24 protein-coding genes are annotated in these 23,570 nt (G+C 63.9%); 11 read left to right on the plus strand and 13 right to left on the minus strand.

Annotated elements, in window-relative coordinates; genetic code table 11:
• Both F3J44_RS29560 and F3J44_RS04975 read left to right on the plus strand, forming a co-directional pair.
• A partial coding sequence (locus F3J44_RS29560; protein WP_205299699.1) for a hypothetical protein occupies nucleotides 1-312 on the plus strand: 312 nt, incomplete at its 5' end.
• A gap of 128 nt (nucleotides 313-440) precedes the next feature.
• On the plus strand, nucleotides 441-1,316 hold the full coding sequence (locus F3J44_RS04975) for a formate/nitrite transporter family protein (protein ID WP_167270927.1): 876 nt from the start codon (nucleotides 441-443) through the stop codon (nucleotides 1,314-1,316).
• A gap of 3 nt (nucleotides 1,317-1,319) precedes the next feature.
• Here F3J44_RS04975 and F3J44_RS04980 read toward each other — a convergent pair whose 3' ends face one another.
• Nucleotides 1,320-2,414 carry an MBL fold metallo-hydrolase gene (locus F3J44_RS04980; RefSeq protein ID WP_167270929.1) on the minus strand — a complete coding sequence of 365 codons (1,095 nt, stop codon included), beginning with the start codon at nucleotides 2,412-2,414 and terminating at the stop codon, nucleotides 1,320-1,322.
• A 127-nt stretch (nucleotides 2,415-2,541) separates the two neighbouring features.
• Between F3J44_RS04980 and F3J44_RS04985 the strand changes: the two genes are divergently transcribed.
• Entirely contained in the window at nucleotides 2,542-3,618 is a 1,077-nt protein-coding gene (locus F3J44_RS04985; protein ID WP_205299700.1) for a diguanylate cyclase, read from the plus strand.
• Nucleotides 3,619-3,703: 85 nt separating this feature from the next.
• On the opposite strand, the gene F3J44_RS29565 is transcribed toward F3J44_RS04985, so the two are convergent.
• From F3J44_RS29565 to F3J44_RS05000, 3 genes are all read right to left on the minus strand, one after another.
• Nucleotides 3,704-3,916, minus strand: coding sequence for a hypothetical protein (locus tag F3J44_RS29565; protein ID WP_205299701.1), 213 nt, complete (start codon nucleotides 3,914-3,916; stop codon nucleotides 3,704-3,706).
• 159 nt (nucleotides 3,917-4,075) lie between these two features.
• A complete protein-coding gene (locus F3J44_RS04995) occupies nucleotides 4,076-4,396 on the minus strand; it encodes a DUF2025 family protein (RefSeq protein WP_167070585.1) in 321 nt (106 codons plus the stop codon).
• An 81-nt stretch (nucleotides 4,397-4,477) separates the two neighbouring features.
• The gene (locus F3J44_RS05000) at nucleotides 4,478-5,425 is read right to left on the minus strand and encodes a LysR family transcriptional regulator (protein ID WP_167270931.1); all 948 of its coding nucleotides are present in this window, start codon (nucleotides 5,423-5,425) and stop codon (nucleotides 4,478-4,480) included.
• Nucleotides 5,426-5,538: 113 nt separating this feature from the next.
• On the opposite strand from F3J44_RS05000, the gene F3J44_RS05005 reads away from it, so the two are divergent.
• Nucleotides 5,539-6,297: an SDR family NAD(P)-dependent oxidoreductase gene (locus F3J44_RS05005; protein ID WP_167270933.1), complete on the plus strand. Its 759-nt coding sequence runs from the start codon at nucleotides 5,539-5,541 to the stop codon at nucleotides 6,295-6,297.
• 31 nt (nucleotides 6,298-6,328) lie between these two features.
• On the opposite strand, the gene F3J44_RS05010 is transcribed toward F3J44_RS05005, so the two are convergent.
• The 7 genes from F3J44_RS05010 to F3J44_RS05035 form a co-directional block, all read right to left on the minus strand.
• The gene (locus tag F3J44_RS05010; RefSeq protein ID WP_167270935.1) at nucleotides 6,329-7,189 is read right to left on the minus strand and encodes an HlyD family secretion protein; all 861 of its coding nucleotides are present in this window, start codon (nucleotides 7,187-7,189) and stop codon (nucleotides 6,329-6,331) included.
• Nucleotides 7,190-7,200: 11 nt separating this feature from the next.
• Nucleotides 7,201-7,407, minus strand: coding sequence for a DUF1656 domain-containing protein (locus tag F3J44_RS05015; protein WP_167070581.1), 207 nt, complete (start codon nucleotides 7,405-7,407; stop codon nucleotides 7,201-7,203).
• A complete protein-coding gene (locus F3J44_RS05020; RefSeq protein WP_167270938.1) occupies nucleotides 7,394-9,382 on the minus strand; it encodes an FUSC family protein in 1,989 nt (662 codons plus the stop codon). The genes F3J44_RS05015 and F3J44_RS05020 overlap by 14 nt, the downstream gene beginning before the upstream one ends.
• Before the next feature lie 277 nt (nucleotides 9,383-9,659).
• Nucleotides 9,660-9,776, minus strand: coding sequence for a cytochrome c oxidase subunit CcoM (gene ccoM / locus F3J44_RS30210; RefSeq protein ID WP_027918924.1), 117 nt, complete (start codon nucleotides 9,774-9,776; stop codon nucleotides 9,660-9,662).
• A gap of 135 nt (nucleotides 9,777-9,911) precedes the next feature.
• The gene (locus F3J44_RS05025; protein WP_165837386.1) at nucleotides 9,912-10,073 is read right to left on the minus strand and encodes a hypothetical protein; all 162 of its coding nucleotides are present in this window, start codon (nucleotides 10,071-10,073) and stop codon (nucleotides 9,912-9,914) included.
• A 67-nt stretch (nucleotides 10,074-10,140) separates the two neighbouring features.
• A complete protein-coding gene (locus tag F3J44_RS05030) occupies nucleotides 10,141-10,473 on the minus strand; it encodes an aspartate-semialdehyde dehydrogenase (RefSeq protein ID WP_167070579.1) in 333 nt (110 codons plus the stop codon).
• Nucleotides 10,474-10,573: 100 nt separating this feature from the next.
• Nucleotides 10,574-11,269, minus strand: coding sequence for a M949_RS01915 family surface polysaccharide biosynthesis protein (locus F3J44_RS05035; RefSeq protein WP_167270940.1), 696 nt, complete (start codon nucleotides 11,267-11,269; stop codon nucleotides 10,574-10,576).
• 132 nt (nucleotides 11,270-11,401) lie between these two features.
• On the opposite strand from F3J44_RS05035, the gene rapA reads away from it, so the two are divergent.
• Nucleotides 11,402-14,248, plus strand: coding sequence for an RNA polymerase-associated protein RapA (gene rapA, locus F3J44_RS05040; protein WP_167270942.1), 2,847 nt, complete (start codon nucleotides 11,402-11,404; stop codon nucleotides 14,246-14,248).
• A gap of 215 nt (nucleotides 14,249-14,463) precedes the next feature.
• The gene (locus tag F3J44_RS05045) at nucleotides 14,464-16,728 is read left to right on the plus strand and encodes a bifunctional diguanylate cyclase/phosphodiesterase (protein WP_167270944.1); all 2,265 of its coding nucleotides are present in this window, start codon (nucleotides 14,464-14,466) and stop codon (nucleotides 16,726-16,728) included.
• Here the strand turns inward: F3J44_RS05045 and F3J44_RS05050 are convergent.
• Together F3J44_RS05050 and F3J44_RS05055 are read right to left on the minus strand one after the other, a co-directional pair.
• The gene (locus F3J44_RS05050) at nucleotides 16,628-17,515 is read right to left on the minus strand and encodes an NAD(P)-dependent oxidoreductase (RefSeq protein WP_167270946.1); all 888 of its coding nucleotides are present in this window, start codon (nucleotides 17,513-17,515) and stop codon (nucleotides 16,628-16,630) included. The two genes, F3J44_RS05045 and F3J44_RS05050, sit on opposite strands and share 101 nt — an antisense overlap.
• 169 nt (nucleotides 17,516-17,684) lie before the next feature.
• Nucleotides 17,685-17,990: a DUF2288 domain-containing protein gene (locus F3J44_RS05055; RefSeq protein WP_167070575.1), complete on the minus strand. Its 306-nt coding sequence runs from the start codon at nucleotides 17,988-17,990 to the stop codon at nucleotides 17,685-17,687.
• Nucleotides 17,991-18,351: 361 nt separating this feature from the next.
• Here F3J44_RS05055 and F3J44_RS05060 point away from each other — a divergent pair, with 361 nt between their 5' ends.
• The 5 genes from F3J44_RS05060 to F3J44_RS05080 all read left to right on the plus strand — a co-directional run bounded on the left by F3J44_RS05060 (nucleotide 18,352) and on the right by F3J44_RS05080 (nucleotide 23,294).
• Nucleotides 18,352-19,464, plus strand: a complete 1,113-nt coding sequence (locus F3J44_RS05060; protein WP_370526710.1) for a branched-chain amino acid ABC transporter substrate-binding protein — start codon at nucleotides 18,352-18,354, stop codon at nucleotides 19,462-19,464.
• 187 nt (nucleotides 19,465-19,651) lie between these two features.
• Nucleotides 19,652-20,575, plus strand: coding sequence for a high-affinity branched-chain amino acid ABC transporter permease LivH (gene livH, locus F3J44_RS05065; protein WP_167070573.1), 924 nt, complete (start codon nucleotides 19,652-19,654; stop codon nucleotides 20,573-20,575).
• Nucleotides 20,572-21,828: a high-affinity branched-chain amino acid ABC transporter permease LivM gene (locus F3J44_RS05070; protein ID WP_167270950.1), complete on the plus strand. Its 1,257-nt coding sequence runs from the start codon at nucleotides 20,572-20,574 to the stop codon at nucleotides 21,826-21,828. Before livH ends, F3J44_RS05070 begins: the two co-directional genes overlap by 4 nt.
• On the plus strand, nucleotides 21,825-22,592 hold the full coding sequence (gene livG, locus F3J44_RS05075) for a high-affinity branched-chain amino acid ABC transporter ATP-binding protein LivG (protein WP_008097486.1): 768 nt from the start codon (nucleotides 21,825-21,827) through the stop codon (nucleotides 22,590-22,592). The genes F3J44_RS05070 and livG overlap by 4 nt, the downstream gene beginning before the upstream one ends.
• The gene (locus F3J44_RS05080) at nucleotides 22,593-23,294 is read left to right on the plus strand and encodes an ABC transporter ATP-binding protein (protein WP_054899483.1); all 702 of its coding nucleotides are present in this window, start codon (nucleotides 22,593-22,595) and stop codon (nucleotides 23,292-23,294) included.
• Nucleotides 23,295-23,570: the final 276 nt, after the last annotated feature.

The raw sequence follows: 23,570 nt of genomic DNA on the forward strand, positions 1-23,570 counted from the left end.
AGAAACCCTAAACTTGGCTCAGCAATCTCAAATGACTATGTGATTTCTCGCATGGCCACTTGTGATGCTGATAATCTTTTTGACTATCAGTCCGTACTCACAAGCACCCACACGAATTGCTTGATTCAATTTGTTAAAGAGCGTTTGGTTAAGAGCTTTTCGTCTCAACCGAGGCGCGCATTCTACGCTTTCCTTATTTGCTGTCAAGCGTTTATTTTGAAGTTTTTTCGAAGCTGCTTTCTTTCAAAAGCGTTCAACTTCAACAACTTACCGCTTGCCTCGTTGCGTTCAACGCTGCGAGGAGGCGAATAATACGCGCTTTGAAATCAGAGTCAACACCCTGATCTGAAAAAACTTTCAATCTTCATCCAGGGCCACTTTGGCAACTAAATGCATGAACCTTTGCTCTGTAGAGAAACCACCCGCGGAGCGAAGCGGCCATGAGCGATGCCCAGAGCGAGAAAACCCCCGGCCTGTCTGCAGCCGAGGAGAAGGAGGTCAGCCACAACCAGCCCCCTCGGGCAGCGGTACTGCACGAGATCATTCGTTACCAGGGCGACCAGGAACTGGAACGAACGCTCGCCGCCCTGTGGTGGTCGGCCTTGGCGGCGGGCCTGACCATGGGCCTTTCGTTGATGGCCATGGGGCTGTTCTATGCCCGCCTGCCACAAGGCGACAGCGCCCAGGTCATCGCCAGCATCGGTTACAGCGCAGGCTTTCTTGCCGTGATCCTGGCGCGCCAGCAACTGTTTACTGAAAACACCCTGACTGCCGTGCTGCCGGTCATGACCACGCCAACCCTGGCCAACCTCGGGCGGCTACTGCGGCTGTGGGGCGTAGTGCTGTTCGGCAACCTGGCTGGCACCCTGCTGGTGGCCTGGGTAATGCTTGAGCTGCCGATCTTCGATGGCAAAACCGACGTGGCCTTCCTTGAAGTCGGGCGCAAGGTCATGAAGAACGACATCAGCCAGATGTTCGCCAAAGGCATTGTCTCGGGCTGGATGATCGCCACCATGGTGTGGATGATCCCGTCCATGGAGCATGCCAAGATCTGGATCATCCTGATGATCACCTACCTGATGGCGCTGGGCGACTTCACCCATATCGTCGTCGGCTCGGTGGAAGTGTCTTACCTGGTCTGGGCCGGCGAAGAAACCTGGCGCAGCTTCTGGCTGCAATTCGCCCTGCCCACCCTGGCCGGCAACATCATCGGCGGCAGCTTCATCTTCGCCCTGATCAGCCACGCCCAAGTACGCAGCGACAGCGGCAAGCCGCCGTCGCAACTATTGAAAGGTGACGACAAACAGCAGCCTTGAACCTCAGCGCGCCGTTACCGCACGCTCGGCCGCCCTGCCCCGCTCCCTGAGCGGCCGAGGCTGCCACCAGTTCTGGCCCTCGTGGGGTGAGTCGATGCTGACGCGCTCGCCCATCTGCGGTGTGCTCAAGCGAACCTGGGCCGCCGCCGCCAACGCGACGATGCGCTCGAACGGCTCCTGCCAGGTATGGGTCGACAGGTCGAAGGTGCCGTTATGGATCGGCAGCATCCAGCGCCCGCGCAAATCCAGGTGCGCCTGCAGACTCTGCTCGGGTTGCATGTGCACGTTGGGCCAGGCCACGTTGTAGGCCCCCGTTTCGATCAGGGTGAGGTCGAACGGCCCGAAACGCTCGCCAATCTGGCGAAAGCCTTCGAAGTAACCGGTATCGCCGCTGAAGAACACCCGGGTCTGGTCATCGATCATCACCCAGGACGCCCAAAGCGTGCGGTTGCTGTCGAACAACCCGCGCCCGGAGAAGTGCTGGCCCGGGGTGGCGACGAAGCGCACCCCCCCCACTTCTGCCTCCTGCCACCAGTCCAGCTGGGTGACGTTGGCCGATGGCACGCCCCAGTCGATCAGCAGGTCGCCCACCCCAAGCGGCGCCAGGAAGCGCTCGGCACGCGTGGCCAGGTGGCGAATGGCCTGCTCGTCCAAATGATCGAAATGATCGTGGGATAGAATCACCGCCGCCAGCGGCGGCAGTTCATCCAGCCCAAGGGGTGGCGCATGGAAACGCTGGGGCCCGGCCCATTGCACGGGCGAGGCGCGCTCGGCGAACACCGGGTCGGTAATGAAGTAGCGCCCGCGCAGCTTGAGCAGTACCGTGGAATGGCCCAGGCGCCATAGGCTGTGGTCCGGTGCATCGAGCACCTGCTGGCGGGCCATCGGTTGCACGCTGATGGCCGTGGCCGGCCGGGTTTCTGGCGGCTTGCGCAGGAACAGGTACTTCAGGCCGATGCGCAGCTTCTTCAGCACGCCGTCCTGGGGCAGGCTGGCCTGGTTGTGAAAACGTCCATCGCGCTGTGGCGCCGATTCGCCGGCAGGGTTAGCCATGGGAGCCATGATCAGCAGCACTCCAAGCAAGAGGAAAGCCTTCATGTTACCCCACAGTGATCGCACCAACCGTGAATTGGCTTGTAAGGTCATTTTTCCAAGATGAAACACTGTTCAACAATATTCACGCAAGTTATGCGATAAACGGCGCCAAGGCAGAAGAACGACGACCATGATGGACAACCGCACCGGCAAGGGCCTTTCCTTCGTCAAACGTATCTATATACCGCGCATCATTGGCCTGGGAATCGGCCTGATCAGCGTGGCCGCCGCCGTTGCGCCGCTGTCGCTGCCGCTGTGGGCCTGGGTGCTGCTGCTGTTCAACGGCCTGCTCTGGCCCCATGTGGCCTACCAATGGGCGCTGCGTGCTCCGCTGCCGTACCAGGCCGAACAACGCAACCTGGTGCTGGACTCGCTGATGGGCGGCTTCTGGACGGCGGCGATGCATTTCAACCCGCTGCCCACCGTCACCGTGCTGTCGATGATGACCATGAACAATGTAGCTGCCGGTGGCCGGCGCCTGGTGCTGCGTGGCGCCGCGGCGCAGGTGGCCGGTATGCTGCTGGCCAGCCTGATGCTGGGCACTGGCCTGCAATTGAACACCTCGCAACTGCAGGTGTACGCCTGCCTGCCCATGCTCACGCTGTACCCGCTGGCCCTGGGCTGGGTGTGCTTTCGCCTGGCGATCAAGCTCGCCGAACACAAACGCCGCCTCAGCGCCCTGACCCTCACCGACAGCCTGACCGGCCTGCTCAACCACGGCGCGTGGAAAGACTTGCTGCTGCTGCGCTTCCAGGCCTGCCAGCAGCAACAGCAGGCAGCGGTGATCGCCCTGATCGACATCGACCACTTCAAGACCATCAACGACACTTTCGGCCACGTGGTAGGCGACTGCGTACTGCGCCAGCTCAGCGAAGAGCTCAAGCGCAACCTGCGCGAGGGCGACCAGGCCGGGCGCTATGGGGGCGACGAGTTCTGCGTGATCCTGCCCGGCACCCGCGAAGACCAAGCCTGCCAGGCCATGGAGCGCCTGCGCGAGCGGGTCGGCAGTTACCGCAACCCGCAACTGCCACACCTGCGCATCAGCCTGAGCATCGGCCTGTCGGCCTTCCAACCGCAGCTGCAGTCGCCCGAACACTGGCTGGAGCAGGCCGACCAGGCACTCTACAGCGCCAAGCGCCGTGGCCGCGATCAGGTCAATTTCGCCGCTGGCGAGGTCACTACGCTGCGCCTGGCCTATCCTGATTGAATCCCTAGGCTGACCACTCGGCGAGGGACTGCAGTCAGCACGGAGCCGCTCGCGTATGGCCAGGACCGCCAGCCCTACCCCTCGTCTACCCGTCCGCCGCTTGATTGTCGGCTTCTGCGCCGTGTTTGGCCTGGCTTGCCTTGTCACCCTTGGTGCCCTGTTCAACATTGCCAGCACCCTCGACCAGCAGGAACAGCAGCGCAGCGCCTTCCACGCCACCCAGGCCCTGGAACAGCGGCTGCTGGCCTCGCGCCAGTTCCTGTCCAGCGACGCCGTGTGGGACGCCGCCTATGAGCACCTGGCAGGCAAGGTCGACTTGAACAGAAGAATGTCGATTGCCGGGCTGGGCAATGCCAGCCGGGGCCTGGGGTGGCCCTTTCGCGGGGCAAGCCCGCTCCTACAGGCCGTTGATAACCCTGTAGGAGCGGGCTTGCCCCGCGAAAGGGCCGGCACAGGTTCAGCGCAACGAACGTTCGGCGACGATTTCCGGCAGATCCTCCCGGCGCAGGTAAATGCGCAGCGGCTCACCGATGTTCAACCGGTCATCCACATGCTGCTCCAGCAACAGCCCCAGCCGCGCCCTGCACAGCGCCATGCGCGCGCCCTGCTCGGGCCGCCAGACGAACTCGTTGCATGGGGTGATGCTGTCATCCGCCACGTCCATGCCGAACGCGTCCTCGGAAAACCGCACGATATGAACACCGCGCTTGCCATGAAAACCGACAAAGCCTTTTAGCCGGTCGGCGGCGCTGCAGATGTCCTGGGAAGTGATGGCCATGACGTAACCTCGCAATTCAATGGAAGTGACGCACGCCAGGCAGGTAACGCTCGCCTCTGATGGGCGATGCACGGTGCCAGCCTAGCGCAGATGGCCTTCGCTTAGCCAAGGTTTTTCCTCACCGGCCAGCCGGTCGACCTGTGGAGCCAGCAATGCCGCCAGCCAGTTCATGAACGCCTGCACCCGGCGCGGCACATGGCGTTGCCGGGCATACAGCAACGACACCGGCATGGCCGGCGCCTGCCAGGCGTCCAGCACGCTGACCAGTTCGCCCCGGGCAATGTGCTCCGCCGCGCCCACCGCCGGCGCCTGGATCAGCCCGAGCCCGGCAAGGCAGGCCGCCGAGTACGCCTCGGCATTGTTCACCGTGACCACACCGGCCATGGCCTGGTAGTGAACCTGGCCATCGAGCTGGTATTCGAAACCGGCGCTGCGTGCGCCCAGGTTACGCACGTAATGCACCAGCCGGTGTTCGGCCAGGTCCGCCAGGGCCAGTGGCACACCGTGGCGGGCCAGGTAGCCCGGGCTTGCGAAGTTGCGCATGCTCAGTTGGCCCACTGGCCGGGCCACCACGTCCAGGTCGCTGAGCGCACCGATACGCATCACGCAGTCGAAGCCCTCGCGCAGCAGGTCGACCTGGCGGTCGGTGCAGCTGATTTCCACCTCCAGCCGCGGGAAGCGCTCAAGAAACTGCGGCAGGGCTGGAATGATCACGCGCCGGGCCATCATCGTTGGCATGTCCACTCGCAGGCAGCCGGTCAGTTCGACGTCGTCGGCGCGGAACAGGCTCTCGATCTCGTCCATGCCCGACAGCAGGTCCTTGCTGCGTTCATACAGCAACGCCCCGTCCTGGGTGGCCTGAACGCGCCGCGTGGTGCGGTTGAACAGGCGCGTGCCAAGCAGCTGCTCCAGCGCCCTCACCTGCTCGGACACCGTTGAGCGCGGCAGGCCCAGGCTGTCGGCCGCCACGGTAAAACTGCTCACCTCGCTGACACGAACGAAGGTACGCAACAGCTCAAGCTTGTTCATCAGCCGCCCAATTGTTCGGTTTAAAGGAACAGTATTTCCGGTTTGGCTGGATTTAACAGCCCCATGGCGACCAATAACCTGTGCCTCAACAGCCACCCATGAGGGATATCGCCATGACCCGCAAGATTGCACTGATCACCGGCGCCAGCCGCGGCCTGGGCCGCAATGCTGCCGAGCACCTGGCCGCCCGCGGCATCGACATCATCGGCACCTACCACAGCAAGGCCGACGAGGCCCAGGCGGTGGCCGGCCAACTGCAACAGGCCGGGGCGAACGCCGCCATGCTTCAGCTCGATGTCAGTGACAGCAGCAGCTTCGGCGGCTTTGCCGAACGCTTGGGGAACACCCTGCAGCAGCAATTCGGCCGCAAAGACTTTGACTTTCTGGTGAACAACGCCGGTATCGGCCTGCATGCCCCCTTCAGCGAAACCAGCGAGGCGCAGTTCGACCAGTTGGTGAACATCCAGTTCAAAGGGCCGTTCTTCCTTACCCAGTACCTGCTGCCACTGCTGGTCGATGGCGGGCGGATCGTCAACATCTCCTCCGGGCTTGCCCGGTTCTCGCTGCCGGGGTACGCCGCCTATGCGGCGATGAAGGGCGCCATGGAGGTGCTAACCCGCTACCAGGCCAAGGAACTCGGTGCGCGGGGAATTCGGGTGAACATCCTGGCACCTGGGGCGATCGAAACCGACTTTGGTGGTGGTGCCGTGCGTGACAATCGCCAGCTCAATGCCTTCGTCGCCAGCAATACCGCCCTGGGGCGGGCCGGGTTGCCGGACGACATCGGCGCAGCGATTGCCCTGTTGCTGGATGAGGGTAATGGCTGGATTACCGGGCAGCGGCTGGAGGTTTCTGGCGGGATGTTCCTGTAGGGCCTGTTGCTCGCGCCCACAGGCCGCCACCTCATTGGTCCTCATGCACCTGCACGCTGGCCGTCATCCCTGCACTCAGGGTCATGCCCTCGGGAATCTGGTCCAGGCGGATGCGCACCGGTATGCGCTGGGCCAGCCGCACCCAGTTGAAGGTCGGCTCCACCACCGGCAACAGTTGGCCATCCGGGTTGCTGTTGCTGTCGGTGATGCCGCGGCTGATGCTCTCGACATGCCCCTGCATCGGTTCGCCCGCCCCCATCAGCCAGACCTTCACCGAATCACCCACGCGGATGCGCGGCAGCTTGGTTTCCTCGAAGTAGGCCTGGATATAGAAGGTCGAATCGTCCACCAGGGCCATCACCGACTGCCCAGTATTGACGTAGTTGCCCTGGGCCAGGCGCAGGTTGGTGATATGGCCGTTGCGCGGCGCGCGGACCTCGCTGCGGGCCAGGTTGATCTTGGCCACCTGCAACTGCGCCTCGGCCTCGTGCAGGTCGCCACGGGCGATGGCGGCGTTGATCTGGGCATTCTCGCGCAGCTCGGCGCTGATCGCCTCCGGCCCAAGGGCCGTGCGCCGGGCGGCTTCACGCTCGCGCAGGTGCAGCTGCTGGGCGCGGGTTTCGGCCACCGCACTGGCTTGGTCGAAGGCCGCCTGGAAGCGCTCGCGGTCGATACTCATCAACAGGTCGCCCGCCTTGACCGGCTGGTTGTCCTGCACCTTGAGCTCGCGCACCCAGCCCGACACGTCCGGGGCAATCACCACCACATCGGCGCGTACCCGCGCATCGCGCGTCCAGGGCGTGAGCATGTAGTAGCGCCAGAGTTCATAGCCGGCCAGAACGGCAAGGGCGACCACACACAGGGTCACCAGGGTACGCACCACGGCACGCATCGAATCACTCCTTACAAAGGCCCCAGCAGGCGAACCACCAGGTACAGCACACACACGAACAGCGCCGCATCGAACAGCGCCTCATGCCAGATCCAGCGCCCCAGGGGGGTGGCTTGCACCAACAGGCGCAACACCCCGGTGAGCGCCAGCGCCATCAGTACATAAATCAGAAACGGGCTGAGCAGCACACCGCCCAGCGCCCATTCACGCAGCCCCATGGGCATCCTCCTGGGCACGGCACCATTTGCCCCAACTCTTGCGCAATTGCAGTACCGCGCCCTGGGCCAGGCGCAACGGGTCGCTGGCCGGCTGGCGCTGCAAGGCGGCCAGGAACTGCTCGCTGGCGCCGTCCAGGCGCTGCTCGCGGCCAACCGCCGGGCCCTTGGCCAGCACCGCTTCCACCTGCTGCAGGAAATCCCGCTCGGCACCGCCCAGCGGCGCCTGGGCCACGGCCAGGCACATGCGCAGGTGTACCAGCTCGTCACCGATGTCCAGGCTGTGCAGGCCATCGTCCCAGCGCTTGCGTTCGGTGGCCGGCAATTCACTGGCATGGCGCGCCAACTGCATCAGGCGGTCGGCCATGCGCCCGCCAAACCAACTGTCGGCGCCGCGCAGGTCGCGCCGGGTAAGCCGCACCAGGTCGCCCATGGTTGCTGCCCGCAGGCGCCGGCCCAGCCAGGCCGGGTGGCGGAACACCAGCAGCCTGAACGCCAACACCGCCGCGCCCACGCCCATCAGCATGGCCAAGGCGCTGTTGAGCATGCTGGCAACGCCGAAACTCATGTGGTTCAGCGGTGCCACCAGCACGATGAAATGCAGGCAGTAGGACGTCGCCGTGGCCCCGGTGCGCGGGTGGGCCATGCCCAGGGCGCCGAGAAACAGAGGCACGCCCATGCCCAGGCAGAGCAAGGCGAAGCTGCTCCATTGCGGCAGGATGATCTGCCCCACCAGGAACGCCGCCGGAATCGCCAGGAAAATCCCGCGCAGAAAGCTCAGGCCGATCTGCGCGCCGTTCTCACGGCTGGCGAACAGGCTGCAGACCACGCAGGTCAGCACCAGGCCGCCGGGCGCCGAGGGCCAGGCAGTGGCCAGCCAGAAGCTGCTCATCACCAGGAAGGCCAACGCGCTGCGGGAACCGAACAGCAACGCCAACGACCAGTCCCGGTGCACCGCCAGGCCCTGGGCGGTATCCCGGGGCGCCCTGCCCGCCTCCACGGCGTCCATGGCCTGGGTCGCGGCCATGGCGTAATCGAGCAGCAGGGCCATGCGGGCCAGGCAGTAATGCTCGGCAGAGCTGATGTGCTCGGCCTGGGCGGCGTCCCAGATGCGCTGGCGCAGCACCAGCAGGCTGGCCGAATCGGGGCTGGCCAGTTGCGCGCGCACATCGTCCAGCCACGGCGCCAGGCGCGCGGCCTGCTGTGGGTCCAGTTGCCGCCATTGCCGGCGCACCGACCGCGAAATACGCAGCAGTACCATCAGTTGCTGGCTCAGGCTGCTGATGGCCTTGGCCCGCAGGCGCCCGCGCGGGCCTTCGAACCAGGCGTGCTCGCGCTGGGTATCGATGGCGACGATACGCCCCAGGCTATCGAGCAGGCCTTTGCGCGCCTCGTCCTCGCCGGCGAGCATGGCGCTGGCTGCCTGTAGCCCGTTCTGCCAGGCCTGGCGCGCCTGCCCGGCCAGTTGCTGCTCCACGCGCATGGGCCAGAGCAAGGCGCTGGTGGCCGTGGCGCAGCAGATGCCCAGGCTGATTTCGGTGCACCGGGCCACCGCCTGGTCGAACACGTTCAGGGGGTGGTCGATCGATGGCAGGGCGATGATCGCGGCGGTGTAACCGGCCAGCACGAAGGCATAGGCCCAGGCACTGCGCAGTTGGGTCGAGGCCGCCGTGCACAGGGCCAGCCACAGCGCCAGGGTTATCAGGAACAGCCAAGGCGTTTGGGCGAACAGGCCGATGAACACCACCGACATGAAGGTGCCGACCAGGGTGCCGGCCAGCCGCGCCAGGCCCTTCTGCACCACCATGCCCGACAGCGGCTGGGCCACGATGAACGCGGTCATCAACGCCCACGATGGCTGCTCCAACCCCCAGCGCATGGCCAGCCACAACGCCAGGCCGCCGCCGAGCACGGTCTTGATGGCGAACTTCAGGGCTGGGCTGCTGGGTGCGAACAGGGCCTGGAAGGTGATGGGCACGAATCGGACCTTGCGCTTGCGGGTGGAGGGTTAGTTAAACGATAGACAACCTGGGGGAGGATAATGCGGGGACGAATAATTAGCTAGCTAATCATCTATGGCCTTTTCGCGGGGCAAGCCCGCTCCTACAGGGATCGCGTGATCCCCGGCACTCGCGATCCCTGTAGGAGCGGGCTTGCCCCGCGAAAGGGCCGGCACAGCCCTGCAAATCATTCAGGCAAAAAAATAGGCGACCGAAGTCGCCCTAAATGCCTTGCGTGCTCGTGTACCCGAAAGGTCAGCGCGGCTTGCGCTTGTGCGAGTCCTTCCAGATGAAAATGCCCAGACCGGCAAAGAATGCGAACATCAACCCGACCGTTACCACACCCGCGATAACCACATTGTCGAAGAACATGCTGGCCTCCCGATTCGTTCGCCGTTGTCCGATGGATGCAAGGTAACGAATTCGAGGGCGGGGAAAATTGACCGGGATCAATGGTGCCCGGGACCGGGCACGCGAGGCGGGCGCAGGGTTGACCTGCGTCAAGTTTCAGCGCTTCTTGGGCTTGCCCTTGGGCTTTTTCTTCTTCGCCGTGGCCAGCGGCATGGCCTGCTCGAAGGCCTGGCGCACTTCGTTCAGGCGCTTTTCCTTGAGGTCATGGATGCGCTTGGCGCGCTCGGCATCGAAATCGATGAGGTTGTCTTGGCTCATGGGTGGGCTCGACGATCAACAGAGAGCTGCATGATGAAGCCAGGGGCCGGCCGTGACCAGCCCCGCGTCAGACTTCGATATCCACCAGCAGGCCCTGGCGCGGGTGCTCGCCCATCAGGGGCGCCACCGGCACGGTATTGTCAGCATTGACTTCATCACCCGGCACGGCGCTGTAGCGCTCGGCATCGCCCTTGCCGTTGCGCCGCTGGCGCTGGCGACGCTGTTCTTCTCGCAGCAACAAGGCCTGCTCTTGCGGGTCGCGCTGCTGCTTGAGGTCGATGGCACTTTCATTGGACGACGGCTGTACCGGCACCACCGGCTTGATGTCGGGTGGCGGTTTCACCGGGTCCTGCTGCGAGGTCACGGGGGCGGCACTGAGCGGAATGATCGGCGGCAACATGGAAATTCTCCTGTGCCTACTGTATCGGCCATCCTTGAGCCAGCTTTAGGGGAAACAGGCGCGCCCGCCATCGGACACGCCCTGCCAGTATAGACAGCCGCTATTGGGCGTCGTCGTCCGGTTCGTCGTCAGGCGGCGGGCTGGTTTCGCTCCAGGGCCGCTTGTAAACCTGCTGCCACACCGCGTCCAGGTGATCGCGCAGCACCTGCGGGGCGTTTTTCAACGAGGCGCTGTCTTCCCGGTCGCCGCCGATCGGCTCTTCACCCGCCGGGGTAATCAGCGAATGGCCGGTGATGGTGTAGCTGGCCTGCCCTTCGCGCATTTCGATGGCGATGTCGTGCGGGTCGATGCCGCCGCCACAAAAGGCGTGGCTGGCCACGGTCACTTCGGCGACACCGTCCTTGTTCAGGTCGGTGACGTCGCTGACATCACTGTAGAAGTCGACATCCAGGTCCAGCCCCGGGCAGGTGGTTTCCTGCTCGATCTGCCAGCGCGGCTTGAAGGCGTCACTGGCCGACGTGCGCCCGTACAGGGTGGCCTTGAGCACCACCTTGTCGACTTCCTGCTCGGACTCGGCATCCACCGCCTGGCCGTCACTGCGGCTTAGCACCAGCAGCCCTTCGCCGTCGCGGTCGTGGAAGTGCACGCTCTTGATCGGCGTCTGCACGCCCAGCACTTCAAGCTGCTCGACCGGAATGGGCGGCAGGGTTTCAAAGTTTTTCTGATCACAGGCGGACAGCAGCAGCATGCTGCCCATGGCCATGGAGACGTTCAACCAGCGGTGCTTGAGCGGCATATCGTTGCGTAGCCCTCGTCAGCCTGACGGTAATCTGCGATGAAACAGCTAGACTGATGGACTTCTGGTCTATGGTCCGTCCGGCCTATCCGTTACCATAGCCAGCTTTTTCATCGCGGGAGTTCAGGCAGTATGGCGCAGCAGTATCAACCGGGGCAACGCTGGATCAGCGACAGCGAAGCAGAGCTCGGCCTGGGAACCATCCTGGCGCAGGATGGCCGCCTGTTGACCGTGCTCTATCCGGCCACTGGCGACACCCGCCAGTATTCCCTGCGCAATGCACCCTTGACCCGCGTGCGTTTCTCGCCAGGTGACCAGATCACCCATTTCGAAGGCTGGAAACTCACCGTGCGCGAGGTCGAGGACATCGACGGGCTGATGGTCTACCACGGCCTCGACGGGCAGAACCAGGCACGCACCCTGCCGGAAACCCAGCTGTCGAACTTCATTCAGTTCCGCCTGGCCAGCGACCGCCTGTTCGCCGGGCAGATCGACCCGCTGTCGTGGTTCAGCCTGCGCTACAACACCCTGCACCACACCAGCAAGCAGATGCAGTCGTCGCTGTGGGGGCTGGGTGGTTGCCGTGCGCAACCGATCGCCCACCAGCTGCACATCGCCCGCGAAGTGGCCGACCGCAGCGCACCACGGGTATTGCTGGCCGACGAAGTGGGCCTGGGCAAAACCATCGAAGCGGGCCTGGTGATTCACCGCCAGCTGCTCTCTGGCCGGGCCAGCCGCGTACTGATCCTGGTACCGGAAAACCTCCAGCACCAGTGGCTGGTGGAAATGCGCCGGCGCTTCAACCTGCAGGTGGCGCTGTTCGACGCCGAGCGCTTCATCGAAAGCGACGCCAGCAACCCGTTCGAGGATGCCCAGCTGGCGCTGGTCGCCCTGGAGTGGCTGGTCGATGACGAAAAGGCCCAGGACGCCCTGTTCGCCGCCGGCTGGAACCTGATGGTGGTCGACGAAGCCCACCACCTGGTCTGGCATGAAGACCAGGTCAGCGCCGAATATGGCCTGGTCGAACAACTGGCCCAGGTGATTCCAGGCGTATTGCTGCTCACCGCCACCCCGGAGCAGCTCGGCCAGGACAGCCACTTCGCACGCCTGCGCCTGCTCGACCCTAACCGTTTCCACGACCTGGCCGCCTTCCGCGCCGAAAGCGAGCACTATCGCCCGGTGGCCGAAGCGGTGCAGGAACTGCTCGACGAAGGCCGCCTGTCGCCCAAGGCCCACGCCACCATCCAGGGCTTCCTCGGCGCCGAGGGCGAAGCGCTGCTGGCCGCGGTCAATGACGGCGACACCCAGGCCAGCGCCCGCCTGATCCGCGAACTGCTCGACCGCCACGGCACCGGCCGCGTGCTGTTCCGCAACACCCGCGCCGCCGTGCAGGGCTTCCCCGAGCGCCAGCTGCACCCCTACCCGCTGGCCAACCCGGAGCAGTACCAGGCGCTGCCCGCTGGCGAGCGTGCCGAGCTGTACCCGGAAGTGGCCTTCCAGGCGCAGAACGAGGTCAGTGACGAAGAACGCTGGTGGCGCTTCGACCCGCGGGTCGACTGGCTGATCGACACCCTGAAGATGCTCAAGCGCACCAAGGTGCTGGTGATCTGCGCCCACGCCGAAACCGCGATGGACCTGGAAGACGCCCTGCGCGTGCGCTCCGGCATCCCGGCCACGGTGTTCCACGAGGGCATGAGCATCCTCGAACGTGACCGCGCCGCCGCCTATTTCGCCGACGAAGAGTTCGGCGCCCAGGTGCTGATCTGCTCGGAAATCGGCAGCGAGGGCCGCAACTTCCAGTTCGCCCATCACCTGGTGATGTTCGACCTGCCGGCCCACCCCGACCTGCTCGAACAGCGTATTGGCCGCCTTGACCGCATCGGCCAGAAGCACACCATCGAACTGCACATCCCGTACCTGCAGGACAGCCCGCAAGAGCGCCTGTTCCAGTGGTACCACGAAGGCCTCAACGCCTTCCTCAATACCTGCCCGACCGGCAACGCCCTGCAGCATCAATTCGGCCCACGCCTGTTGCCGATGCTCGAAGGCAGCGAAGCCAAGGCCTGGAGCGCACTGGTGGCCGAGGCCCGTGGCGAGCGCGAGCGCCTGGAAGCCGAGCTGCACAGCGGCCGTGACCGCCTGCTGGAACTGAACTCCGGCGGCGCCGGTGAAGGCCAGGCCCTGGTCGAGGCGATTCTTGAACAGGACGACCAGTTCGCCCTGCCGATCTACATGGAAACCCTGTTCGATGCGTTCGGCATCGACAGCGAAGACCACTCGGAAAACGCCCTGATCCTCAAGCCAAGCGAGAAGATGCTCGACGCCAGCTTCCCGCTGGGCGACGACGAGGGCGTGACCATCACCTACGACCGCGCCCAGGCACTGTCGCGCGAAGACATGCAGTTCCTGACCTGGGAACACCCGATGGTCCAGGGCGGCATGGACTTGGTGCTGTCCGGCTCGATGGGCAACACCGCCGTGGCGCTGATCAAGAACAAGGCGCTCAAGCCCGGCACCGTGTTGCTCGAACTGCTGTTCGTCAGCGAAGTGGTGGCACCGCGCAGCCTGCAACTGGGCCGTTACCTGCCACCGGCGGCGCTGCGCTGCCTGCTCGATGCCAATGGCAACGACCTGGCCTCGCGGGTGGCCTTCGAAACCCTCAACGACCAGCTCGAAAGCGTGCCACGGGCCAGCGCCAACAAGTTCGTCCAGGCCCAGCGCGACGTGCTGGCCACGCGCATCAGTGGTGGCGAGGCCAAGGTCATGCCCACCCACGTGGAGCGTGTGGCCGAAGCCCAGCGCCGCCTGAGCGCCGAGGCCGATGAAGAGCTGGCGCGCCTGACCGCGTTGCAAGCGGTGAACCCGAGCGTGCGTGACAGCGAGATCGAGGCGCTGCGCAAACTGCGTGAGGAAGGGCTGGCGATGCTCGACAAGGCAGCGTTGCGCCTGGAAGCGATTCGCGTGCTTGTGGCAGGGTGATCGGCCGAAGGGGCGCATGGCGCCCCTTTTCGCGACCTGCGGTCGCTCCTACAGGGATAGTGAACACCCGTAGGTCGTGATGGCAGCGCCATATTGCTACTGGCTATCACGCTCATATCCAAATCATTACACCCAAAGTGCCATTATTCAGGAAGGTTTAAACACCTCTTCCTATACTGCCTTTCGATCGTGCGAAATCGAGTGAAGGGCATGCTATGGAATGGCTGGGACTGCAACTGTTCGCGCAACTGCCGGTAAACGGGCGTATCGTCATCGACTGCCGCCACGAGCCCTTGCTGATCCTCATTGCCATTGCGGTGGCCAGCGCCGCCTGCTTCGCCACCCTCGACATGGCCGAGCGCCAATCCCACAGTGAACACCCCGCCGCGCAGCGCCAATGGCGCGCATTGGGCGCCTGCTGCCTGGCCGGTGGCATCTGGGCCATGCACTTCATCAGCATGCTGGCGTTCCAGGCCCCGCTGGAGATGCATTACGACGTGCCGCTGACCGGCCTGTCCCTGCTGATTGCCCTGCTGGTGGCCTGGCTTGCGATGAACAGCCTCGACCGCCTCTACATGCGCCCGCACCACTACCTGCAAAGCGCGCTGCTGATCGGCATGGGCATCGTGCTGATGCACTTCGTGGGCATGGCGGCGCTGCAAACCGGCGCCCAACAGTACTACCAAACCAACCTGCTACTGGCCAGCGCCGCCATCGCCCTGCTCACCAGCCTGGCCGCACTGCTGCTGGCACGCTACTTTCGCAACGGCAGCGGCACCCGGCACCAGGCCATGAAATATGGCGCCAGCCTGCTGATGGCAGGCGGTATCGTCGCCACCCACTTCACCGGCATGGCCGCCATGACCCTGGTGATTCCTGCCGACACCGCACTGCGCCTGCCCTCCGGCGACAACAGCCTGCAACTGGGCCTGACCGTGGCCTTCATCACCTTGCTGATCAGTGGCAGCAGCATCAGCGCCGCACTGGCCGACAAGAAGCTGCAAAGCAAGGAAGACGACCTGCGCCGCTATGGCCTGCTGCTCAGCCAGCTCGATCAGGCCCGCGCCTCGTTGCAACAGGCGGCGCACTACGATGCCCTGACCAACCTGGTCAATCGCCGCGGCTTCAACCAGCTGTTCGCCGAACGCCTGGCCGAGCAGGACCCCAGCCACAACCGCCTGGCGGTGATGTTCCTGGACATCGACCATTTCAAACGCATCAACGACAGCCTCGGCCACGCCGCAGGCGATGAATTGCTCAAGGTCATCGCCGACCACATCAAGGCCGCCACCCGCAGCCAGGACCTGGTGGCACGCTTCGGCGGCGACGAGTTCTGCGTGGTCACCAGCCTGCATCACCCCGAGGAAGCGCGCCACCTGGCCCAGCGCATCATGCAGCGAATGAAAGACCCCATCGACGTCGGCGGCCGGCGCATGGTGATGACCACCAGCATCGGCATCAGCCTGTTTCCCGATGACGGGCAAAGCGCCGAGGAACTGCTCAAGCACGCCGACCTTGCGCTGTACCAGTCCAAGGGCAGTGGCCGCAACAGCCTGCACTTTTTCAACGCTGGCCTGAAAAGCCGGGCCACGCTGGAGTTGCAACTGGAAGAAGAACTGCGCATCGCCCTGCTCGAAGAACGCGGCCTGCGCGTGCACTACCAGCCGATCTTCGACCTGCGCAGTGGCCAGGTGGCCAAGCTGGAGGCCCTGGTGCGCTGGCAACACCCCCAGCACGGCCTGCTCGGGCCCGACCGTTTCATTGGCATCGCCGAGGCCAATGGCCTGATCGTCGACCTCGACCTGTGGGTGCTGCGCCACGCCTGCGAAGACCTGGCCCAATTGCAGCGCCACGGGTTCGCCAACCTCAAGGTCACGGTCAATTGCTCGGCGGTGACCCTGGGCCACGATGCGCTGCCCAACGAGGTGGAGATGGCGCTGCGTCACGCCGGCATGGCGCCGCAGCACCTGGAACTGGAAGTGACCGAGAATGCGCTGATGGGCGATATCCAGCACACGGTTTGCCTGCTCAAGCGCATCCGCAGCCAGGGCGTGGCGCTGTCGATCGATGACTTCGGCACCGGTTACTCATCGCTGGCCTACCTCAAGCGCCTGCCGCTGGACGTGCTGAAGATCGACCGCACCTTCCTGCAGGATGTGCCCGGCAGCCTGAAGGACCGGGAAATCGTCCAGGCCATCATCGCCATGGCCCACACCCTGCACCTGCAGGTGGTGAGCGAAGGCGTCGAAACGGCCGAGCAGTACGAATTCCTCGCCGCCAACCACTGCGACTACCTGCAGGGTTACCTGCTCAGCCGGCCAGTGCCCCTGGCCGACCTGCGGCCGATCCTCGACCGGCTCGACCGCCAGGAAGCCGTGCTCAGCCCTTGTTGCGATACAGCTCGACCAGGGTCGCCGGATCTTTTTGCAGATAGCCCTGGCTACCGTGCAGGCGCATCATTTGCGCAGCGAGCCCGCTGAGCGGCGTAGCCGCGCCTTGCTCGCGGGACAGCTTAACCGCGCCATCGAGGTCCTTGAGCAGGGTGCGCACGTGCCACTTGACCGGTTCGAAACGGTTCTCGGCCATCTGCGGCGCCAGGATCTGCAACGGCTTGGAGTCGGCAAAGCCGCCCGCCAGGGCCTCGGCGATCAAGGTGGCGTCGACCCCGGACTGCTCGGCCAGGGCCACCACTTCGGCAATCACCAGGGCGTTGCAGGCAACGATCATCTGGTTGCAGGTCTTGGTCACCTGCCCTGCGCCCACGCCGCCCATGTGCGTCACCCGCTGGCCCAGGCTCAGCAGCACCGGCCGCGCACGCTGCAAGTCGCTGGCCTCGCCCCCGACCATGATCGCCAGGCTGCCCGCTTGCGCCCCCGCGGTGCCCCCGGAAACCGGAGCATCCAGCCAGGCCATGCCGCACAGGGCAGCGAGCTCGGCGGCCATTTCACGGGTGGCGGTGGCCTCCAGGCTCGACAGGTCGACCAACAGCTGGCCGCTGCGCCCGCCCTGGGCAATGCCCTGTTCACCGAACACCACCTCGCGCACCACCGCCGTGTCGGCCAGGCACAACAGCACCATGTCGCAGCCACGGCTCAATTCGGCGGGGCTGGTGGCCAGCTTCGCGCCTTCGGCCACCAGCGCCGAGCATTTCTCCGGGCTGCGGTTCCATACGGTCAGCGGGTAGCCCGCCGCCAGCAGGCGACGGCACATGGGCAGGCCCATCAGGCCGATGCCGGCGAATCCAAGCGAAGGTAATGCAGTACTCATCAACGACTCCACAGGGTTGCAATGATCTGAAAGCCTACAGGTACCCCATTACGCATCCCGTAAACTGTTACCGCCACGCCAAATTGTTACCGACCGCCACCCCGCCTGAACGCCATCGAGCACCAGGATGAGGCGCCTGTGCGTTTTCACGCACCAAAATGAAGCGCAGTCATTCTGCGGCCTTGGCCTGGATCACGATGAACGGCGAAACCACCACGGCCCAGATCTCTGGGTCGCGGCTTTGCAGGTCCAATGCCTGCTCGGTGGTCACTGGCCCGACGGTGCCATCACTGCGCCACTTGGCGAAGATCTCGCTGCGATTCTCGGCCATTGCCTCGGCAACCGCGATCAGGTCCAGGCTCGGGTCGACCCAAATCAGGTCACCCTTGGCCCAGAAACGCTCCAGCGCTTTCCACTCGATTGTCGCCGTCTCACCCAGCAATTTGGCATAGAGGGTGCTTGTTTGATCAGTCATGGGTTTGTACGCACATTCGGCCAATGAAAAAAGGTAGGCATTTTTGCAGAAAAACCCGGTTTCAAATACGTAATTTGGTCGATTGGCCCCGAACACGTGGGGTGGGGCCAGGAGTGCAGGCAAAGTGATGGCGCTTTTCTGTATCTTTCTTTCGATCAAGCGACAACCCTGGAAGTTGGCACTTTTCGCCCGCTTTTCAAGCGCGTGAACAGCGCTCTACACTGTACCGGTACAGTTCCGGGACATGTTCCGGGGGAAGGTGGGCATGCAGCGTGGCGTGGCCATGCCGCAAATCCCGCCCGGTCTGTAGCCCTGGCCGCCAGGACTATAAGAATTACAACAGAATGAGTGGAGCACTATGATCAAGATTTCCAAGCTGTTCGCTGCAATGGTACTGGCCGGGGTAGCCAGCCATTCGTTTGCCGCCGATACCATCAAGATCGGCATCGCAGGCCCGAAGACCGGCCCAGTGACCCAGTACGGCGACATGCAGTTCATCGGCGCCAACCAGGCCATCAAGGACATCAACGCCGCTGGCGGTGTCGATGGCAAGATGCTTGAGGCCAAGGAATACGACGACGCCTGCGACCCCAAACAGGCCGTGAACATCGCCAACAAAGTGGTCAATGACGGCGTCAAGTTCGTCATCGGCCATCTGTGCTCCAGCTCTACCCAACCTGCGTCTGACATCTACGAAGACGAGGGCGTGATCATGATCACACCGGCCGCCACCTCGCCGGACATCACCGCCCGTGGCTACAAGATGATTTTCCGCACCATCGGCCTGGACAGCGCCCAGGGCCCAGCGGCCGGCAACTACATCGCCGACCATGTCAAGCCCAAGGTCGTCGCGGTACTGCATGACAAGCAGCAGTACGGTGAAGGTATCGCTACCGCGGTCAAGCAAACCTTGGAGAAGAAAGGCGTCAAGGTTGCCGTCTTCGAAGGCCTGAACGCCGGTGACAAGGACTTCTCCTCGGTCATCCAGAAACTCAAGCAGAACAACGTCGACTTCGTCTACTACGGCGGCTACCACCCAGAGCTGGGCCTGATCCTGCGCCAAGCCCAGGAAAAAGGCCTGAAAGCCAAGTTCATGGGCCCGGAAGGCGTGGGTAACGACTCCATCTCGCAGATCGCCCAGGGTGCTTCCGAAGGCCTGTTGGTGACCCTGCCGAAGTCCTTCGACGCCGACCCTGAGAACAAGGCGATCGTCGACAAGATCAAGGCCGACGGCAAAGACCCAAGCGGCCCGTTCGTGTTCCCGGCCTATTCGGCTGTGGAGCTGATTGCCCAGGGCATCAAGGCAGCCAAGTCCGAAGACACCGACAAGGTGGCCGCGGCCATCCACGCCGGCAAGTTCAAGACCCCGACCGGCGAGCTGTCGTTCGACGAGAAAGGCGACCTGAAAGACTTCAAGTTCGTGGTCTACGAATGGCACTTCGGCAAGCCAAAGACCGAAGTCTCCCCTCAGTAACTGCGTGACTAATAGCTGACCGTAAAAAGCCCACTGTGCGAGCAGTGGGCTTTGTTTTACGAGGTTCATGGGCCAGATCCCCGCGATCCGGGGGCCGACCCACCTGAAAATCTTAAAACCGTCACCCGCGGTTTCCTGGCCGTACCCCGGCCAGCGAAATGCAAATCAGGTTTTTAGGAGCGCTGTAATGCCTGAGATCTACCATTTCTTCCAACAACTGGTTAATGGATTGACCATCGGCAGCACCTACGCCTTGATCGCCATCGGCTATACGATGGTGTACGGCATCATCGGCATGATCAACTTCGCCCACGGCGAGGTGTACATGATCGGTTCCTACGTGGCCTTCATCGCCCTGGCGGGCCTGGCCATGATGGGTATCCATTCGCTGCCGATCCTGATGACCGTCGCCTTCGTCGCGACGATCTGCGTTACCAGTGCCTACGGCTACAGCATCGAACGGGTTGCCTACCGCCCCTTGCGCAACAGCAACCGCCTGATCCCGCTGATTTCCGCCATCGGCATGTCGATTTTCCTGCAGAACACCGTGCTGCTGTCGCAGGACTCGAAGGACAAATCCATCCCCAACCTGATCCCGGGCGCCTTCTCCTTCGGGCCAGGCGGTGCCGAGGAAGTCCTGATCAGCTACATGCAGATCCTGGTGTTCGTGGTCACCCTGGTGGCCATGACCTGCCTGACCCTGTTCATCTCCCGTTCCCGCCTGGGGCGCGCCTGCCGTGCCTGCGCCGAGGACATCAAGATGGCCAACCTGCTGGGCATCAACACCAACAACATCATCGCCCTGACCTTCGTCATCGGTGCCGCGCTGGCAGCCGTGGCGGCCGTGCTGCTGAGCATGCAGTACGGGGTCATCAACCCCAACGCCGGTTTCCTGGTGGGCCTGAAGGCCTTCACCGCGGCGGTACTGGGCGGCATCGGCAGCATCCCGGGCGCCATGCTCGGCGGGCTGGTGCTGGGCGTGGCCGAAGCCTTCGGCGCCGACATCTTCGGCGACCAGTACAAGGACGTGGTGGCATTCGGCTTGTTGGTTCTTGTCCTGCTGTTCCGGCCGACCGGCATCCTCGGCCGCCCGGAGGTTGAAAAAGTATGAACAGAAATCTCAAACAGGCGTTTTTCAGCGCCTTGCTGGTCTGGGCCGTGGCCTTCCCGGTACTGGGCCTGAAACTGAGCATCGACGGCATCAGCCTGGCGGTGCACAGCCAGGGCTCGTTCACCCTCAGCATCATTGCCGTGTGTTCGCTGCTGATGTTCCTGCGCGTGCTGTTCGACAAGCAGTGGAGCGCGGTGATGGGCCGTCGCTCGGACCGCACGTTGATCCCGCCGGCGGTGAGCAACTACCTGACCCTGCCGAAAACCCAACGCTACGTGATCATTGGCCTGATCGTCGCTGCCCTGGTGTGGCCGTTCTTCGGCTCGCGCGGTGCGGTGGACATCGCCACGCTGATCCTGATCTACGTGTTGCTGGGCCTGGGCCTGAACATCGTGGTGGGCCTGGCCGGCCTGCTGGACCTGGGCTACGTCGGTTTCTATGCCGTCGGCGCCTACAGCTACGCGATGCTCTCGCACTACCTGGGCTGGAGCTTCTGGGTGTGCCTGCCGATCGCCGGCCTGATGGCCGCCACCTTCGGCTTCCTACTCGGCTTCCCGGTGCTGCGCCTGCGCGGTGACTACCTGGCGATCGTGACCCTCGGCTTCGGCGAGATCATCCGCCTGTTCCTGCGTAACCTCACCGACTGGACCGGCGGCCCCAACGGCATCAGCAACATCCCCAAGCCTGAGTTCTTCGGCCTGACCTTCGAGCGCAAGGCTGCCGAGGGGATGCAGACCTTCCACGAGTTCTTCGGGCTGGAATACAACTCGATCAACAAGGTCATCTTCCTCTACCTGGTGGCCCTGCTGCTGGCGCTGCTGGCACTGTTCGTCATCAACCGCCTGCTGCGCATGCCGATCGGCCGTGCCTGGGAAGCGCTGCGTGAAGACGAAATCGCCTGCCGCGCACTGGGCTTGAACCCCACCGTGATCAAGCTCTCGGCCTTCACCCTGGGTGCCTGCTTCGCCGGTTTCGCCGGCAGCTTCTTCGCTGCGCGCCAGGGCCTGGTGACGCCGGAGTCGTTCACCTTCATCGAGTCGGCGATCATCCTCGCCATCGTCGTGCTCGGCGGCATGGGCTCACAACTGGGCGTGATTCTCGCGGCCATCGTGATGATCCTGCTGCCGGAGCTGATGCGTGAGTTCAGCGAATACCGCATGTTGATGTTCGGTGCGCTGATGGTGTTGATGATGATCTGGCGCCCGCAAGGCTTGCTGCCTATGCAACGCCCCCACATGGAGCTGCATCGATGAGCCGTGAAATTCTGCAAGTCAGCGGCCTGAGCATGCGCTTCGGCGGCTTGTTGGCGGTCAACGGCGTGGCCCTGACCGTCAAGGAAAAACAAGTGGTGGCGCTGATCGGCCCGAACGGCGCCGGCAAGACCACGGTGTTCAACTGCCTCACCGGCTTCTACAAGCCCAGCGGCGGCACCATCCTGCTCGACGGCCAGCCGATCCAGGGCCTGGCCGGCCACCAGATCGCCCGCAAGGGCGTGGTGCGGACCTTCCAGAACGTGCGCCTGTTCAAGGAAATGACCGCGCTGGAAAACCTGCTGATCGCCCAGCACCGTCACCTGAACACCAACTTCTTCGCCGGCCTGTTCAAGACCCCGAACTTCCGCCGCAGCGAGAAAGAGGCCATGGAGCGCGCGCAGTATTGGCTGGAGAAGGTCAACCTGACCGAATTCGCCAACCGCACCGCCGGCACCCTCGCCTACGGCCAGCAGCGCCGCCTGGAAATCGCCCGCTGCATGATGACCCAGCCGCGCATCATCATGCTCGACGAACCGGCCGCTGGCCTGAACCCGAAGGAAACCGAAGACCTCAAGGCGCTGATCGCCTACCTGCGCGAGTCGCACAACGTCACCGTGCTGCTGATCGAGCACGACATGAAGCTGGTGATGAGCATTTCCGACCATATCGTCGTGATCAACCAGGGCACGCCCCTGGCCCACGGCACGCCGGAGGAAATTCGCGACAACCCTGATGTGATCAAAGCCTACCTGGGGGAAGCGTAAATGCTGAAGTTCGAGAACGTTTCCACCTTCTACGGCAAGATCCAGGCACTGCACAGCGTCAACGTGGAGATCAACCAGGGCGAGATCGTCACCCTGATCGGCGCCAACGGTGCCGGCAAGTCGACCTTGCTGATGACCCTGTGCGGCTCGCCTCAGGCGCACAGCGGCAGCATCAAGTACCTGGGTGAAGAGCTGGTCGGCCAGCCGTCCTCGCACATCATGCGCAAGAGCATCGCGGTCGTGCCCGAAGGCCGCCGCGTGTTCGCCCGCCTGACCGTCGAGGAAAACCTGGCCATGGGCGGTTTCTTCACCGACAAGGGCGACTATCAGGCGCAGCTGGACAAAGTCCTGCAGCTGTTCCCACGGCTCAAGGAGCGCTACAACCAGCGCGGCGGCACCATGTCCGGCGGCGAGCAGCAGATGCTGGCCATCGGCCGGGCGCTGATGAGCAAGCCCAAGCTGCTGTTGCTCGACGAGCCGTCGCTGGGCCTGGCGCCTATCATCATCCAGCAGATCTTCGACATCATCGAACAACTGCGCCGCGACGGCGTGACGGTGTTCCTGGTGGAGCAGAACGCCAACCAGGCGCTGAAGATCGCCGACCGGGCCTATGTGCTGGAGAACGGCCGGGTGGTAATGCAGGGCACCGGTGAGGCGCTGCTGACCGACCCGAAGGTGCGCGACGCGTACCTGGGGGGTTGATTGGGAAAAAGGCCTTCGGGCCTTTTTTTCTGCCTGTTCCGGCCTCTTCGCGGGGCAAGCCCGCTCCTACAAAGGATGGCGGCGCGCCGACGTGCAATGTTCCCTGCGCGACAGCGCAGCCCGCAGGGCTGGGTGATCTCCTACAGGGATCACCTTAGCCTGTAGGAGCGGGCTTGCCCCGCGAAGAGGCCTGCACAGGCAACCATTAACTTGAGATCCGCCGCCAGCCTGCGTAACGTGGCCAGCTCTTTGCCAAAGATTCCCCGGAGCCCGCCC

It is taken from the genome of Pantoea sp. Tr-811 (assembly GCF_011752535.1).
Taxonomy (GTDB): domain Bacteria; phylum Pseudomonadota; class Gammaproteobacteria; order Pseudomonadales; family Pseudomonadaceae; genus Aquipseudomonas.

Coding starts and splice junctions, on each gene's coding strand:
- F3J44_RS05030 (WP_167070579.1), bottom strand. CDS start 10,473: ATGTTGCCGCCGATCATTCCGCTCAGTGCCGCCCCCGTGACCTCGCAG.
- F3J44_RS05010 (WP_167270935.1), bottom strand. CDS start 7,189: ATGCGTGCCGTGGTGCGTACCCTGGTGACCCTGTGTGTGGTCGCCCTT.
- F3J44_RS05000 (WP_167270931.1), bottom strand. CDS start 5,425: ATGAACAAGCTTGAGCTGTTGCGTACCTTCGTTCGTGTCAGCGAGGTG.
- F3J44_RS05080 (WP_054899483.1), top strand. CDS start 22,593: ATGCTGAAGTTCGAGAACGTTTCCACCTTCTACGGCAAGATCCAGGCA.
- F3J44_RS05005 (WP_167270933.1), top strand. CDS start 5,539: ATGACCCGCAAGATTGCACTGATCACCGGCGCCAGCCGCGGCCTGGGC.
- F3J44_RS05070 (WP_167270950.1), top strand. CDS start 20,572: ATGAACAGAAATCTCAAACAGGCGTTTTTCAGCGCCTTGCTGGTCTGG.
- ccoM (WP_027918924.1), bottom strand. CDS start 9,776: ATGTTCTTCGACAATGTGGTTATCGCGGGTGTGGTAACGGTCGGGTTG.
- F3J44_RS05050 (WP_167270946.1), bottom strand. CDS start 17,515: ATGAGTACTGCATTACCTTCGCTTGGATTCGCCGGCATCGGCCTGATG.
- F3J44_RS04980 (WP_167270929.1), bottom strand. CDS start 2,414: ATGAAGGCTTTCCTCTTGCTTGGAGTGCTGCTGATCATGGCTCCCATG.
- livH (WP_167070573.1), top strand. CDS start 19,652: ATGCCTGAGATCTACCATTTCTTCCAACAACTGGTTAATGGATTGACC.
- F3J44_RS05045 (WP_167270944.1), top strand. CDS start 14,464: ATGGAATGGCTGGGACTGCAACTGTTCGCGCAACTGCCGGTAAACGGG.
- rapA (WP_167270942.1), top strand. CDS start 11,402: ATGGCGCAGCAGTATCAACCGGGGCAACGCTGGATCAGCGACAGCGAA.
- F3J44_RS04975 (WP_167270927.1), top strand. CDS start 441: ATGAGCGATGCCCAGAGCGAGAAAACCCCCGGCCTGTCTGCAGCCGAG.
- F3J44_RS05025 (WP_165837386.1), bottom strand. CDS start 10,073: ATGAGCCAAGACAACCTCATCGATTTCGATGCCGAGCGCGCCAAGCGC.
- F3J44_RS05035 (WP_167270940.1), bottom strand. CDS start 11,269: ATGCCGCTCAAGCACCGCTGGTTGAACGTCTCCATGGCCATGGGCAGC.
- livG (WP_008097486.1), top strand. CDS start 21,825: ATGAGCCGTGAAATTCTGCAAGTCAGCGGCCTGAGCATGCGCTTCGGC.
- F3J44_RS04995 (WP_167070585.1), bottom strand. CDS start 4,396: ATGGCCATCACTTCCCAGGACATCTGCAGCGCCGCCGACCGGCTAAAA.
- F3J44_RS05055 (WP_167070575.1), bottom strand. CDS start 17,990: ATGACTGATCAAACAAGCACCCTCTATGCCAAATTGCTGGGTGAGACG.
- F3J44_RS04985 (WP_205299700.1), top strand. CDS start 2,542: ATGATGGACAACCGCACCGGCAAGGGCCTTTCCTTCGTCAAACGTATC.
- F3J44_RS05015 (WP_167070581.1), bottom strand. CDS start 7,407: ATGGGGCTGCGTGAATGGGCGCTGGGCGGTGTGCTGCTCAGCCCGTTT.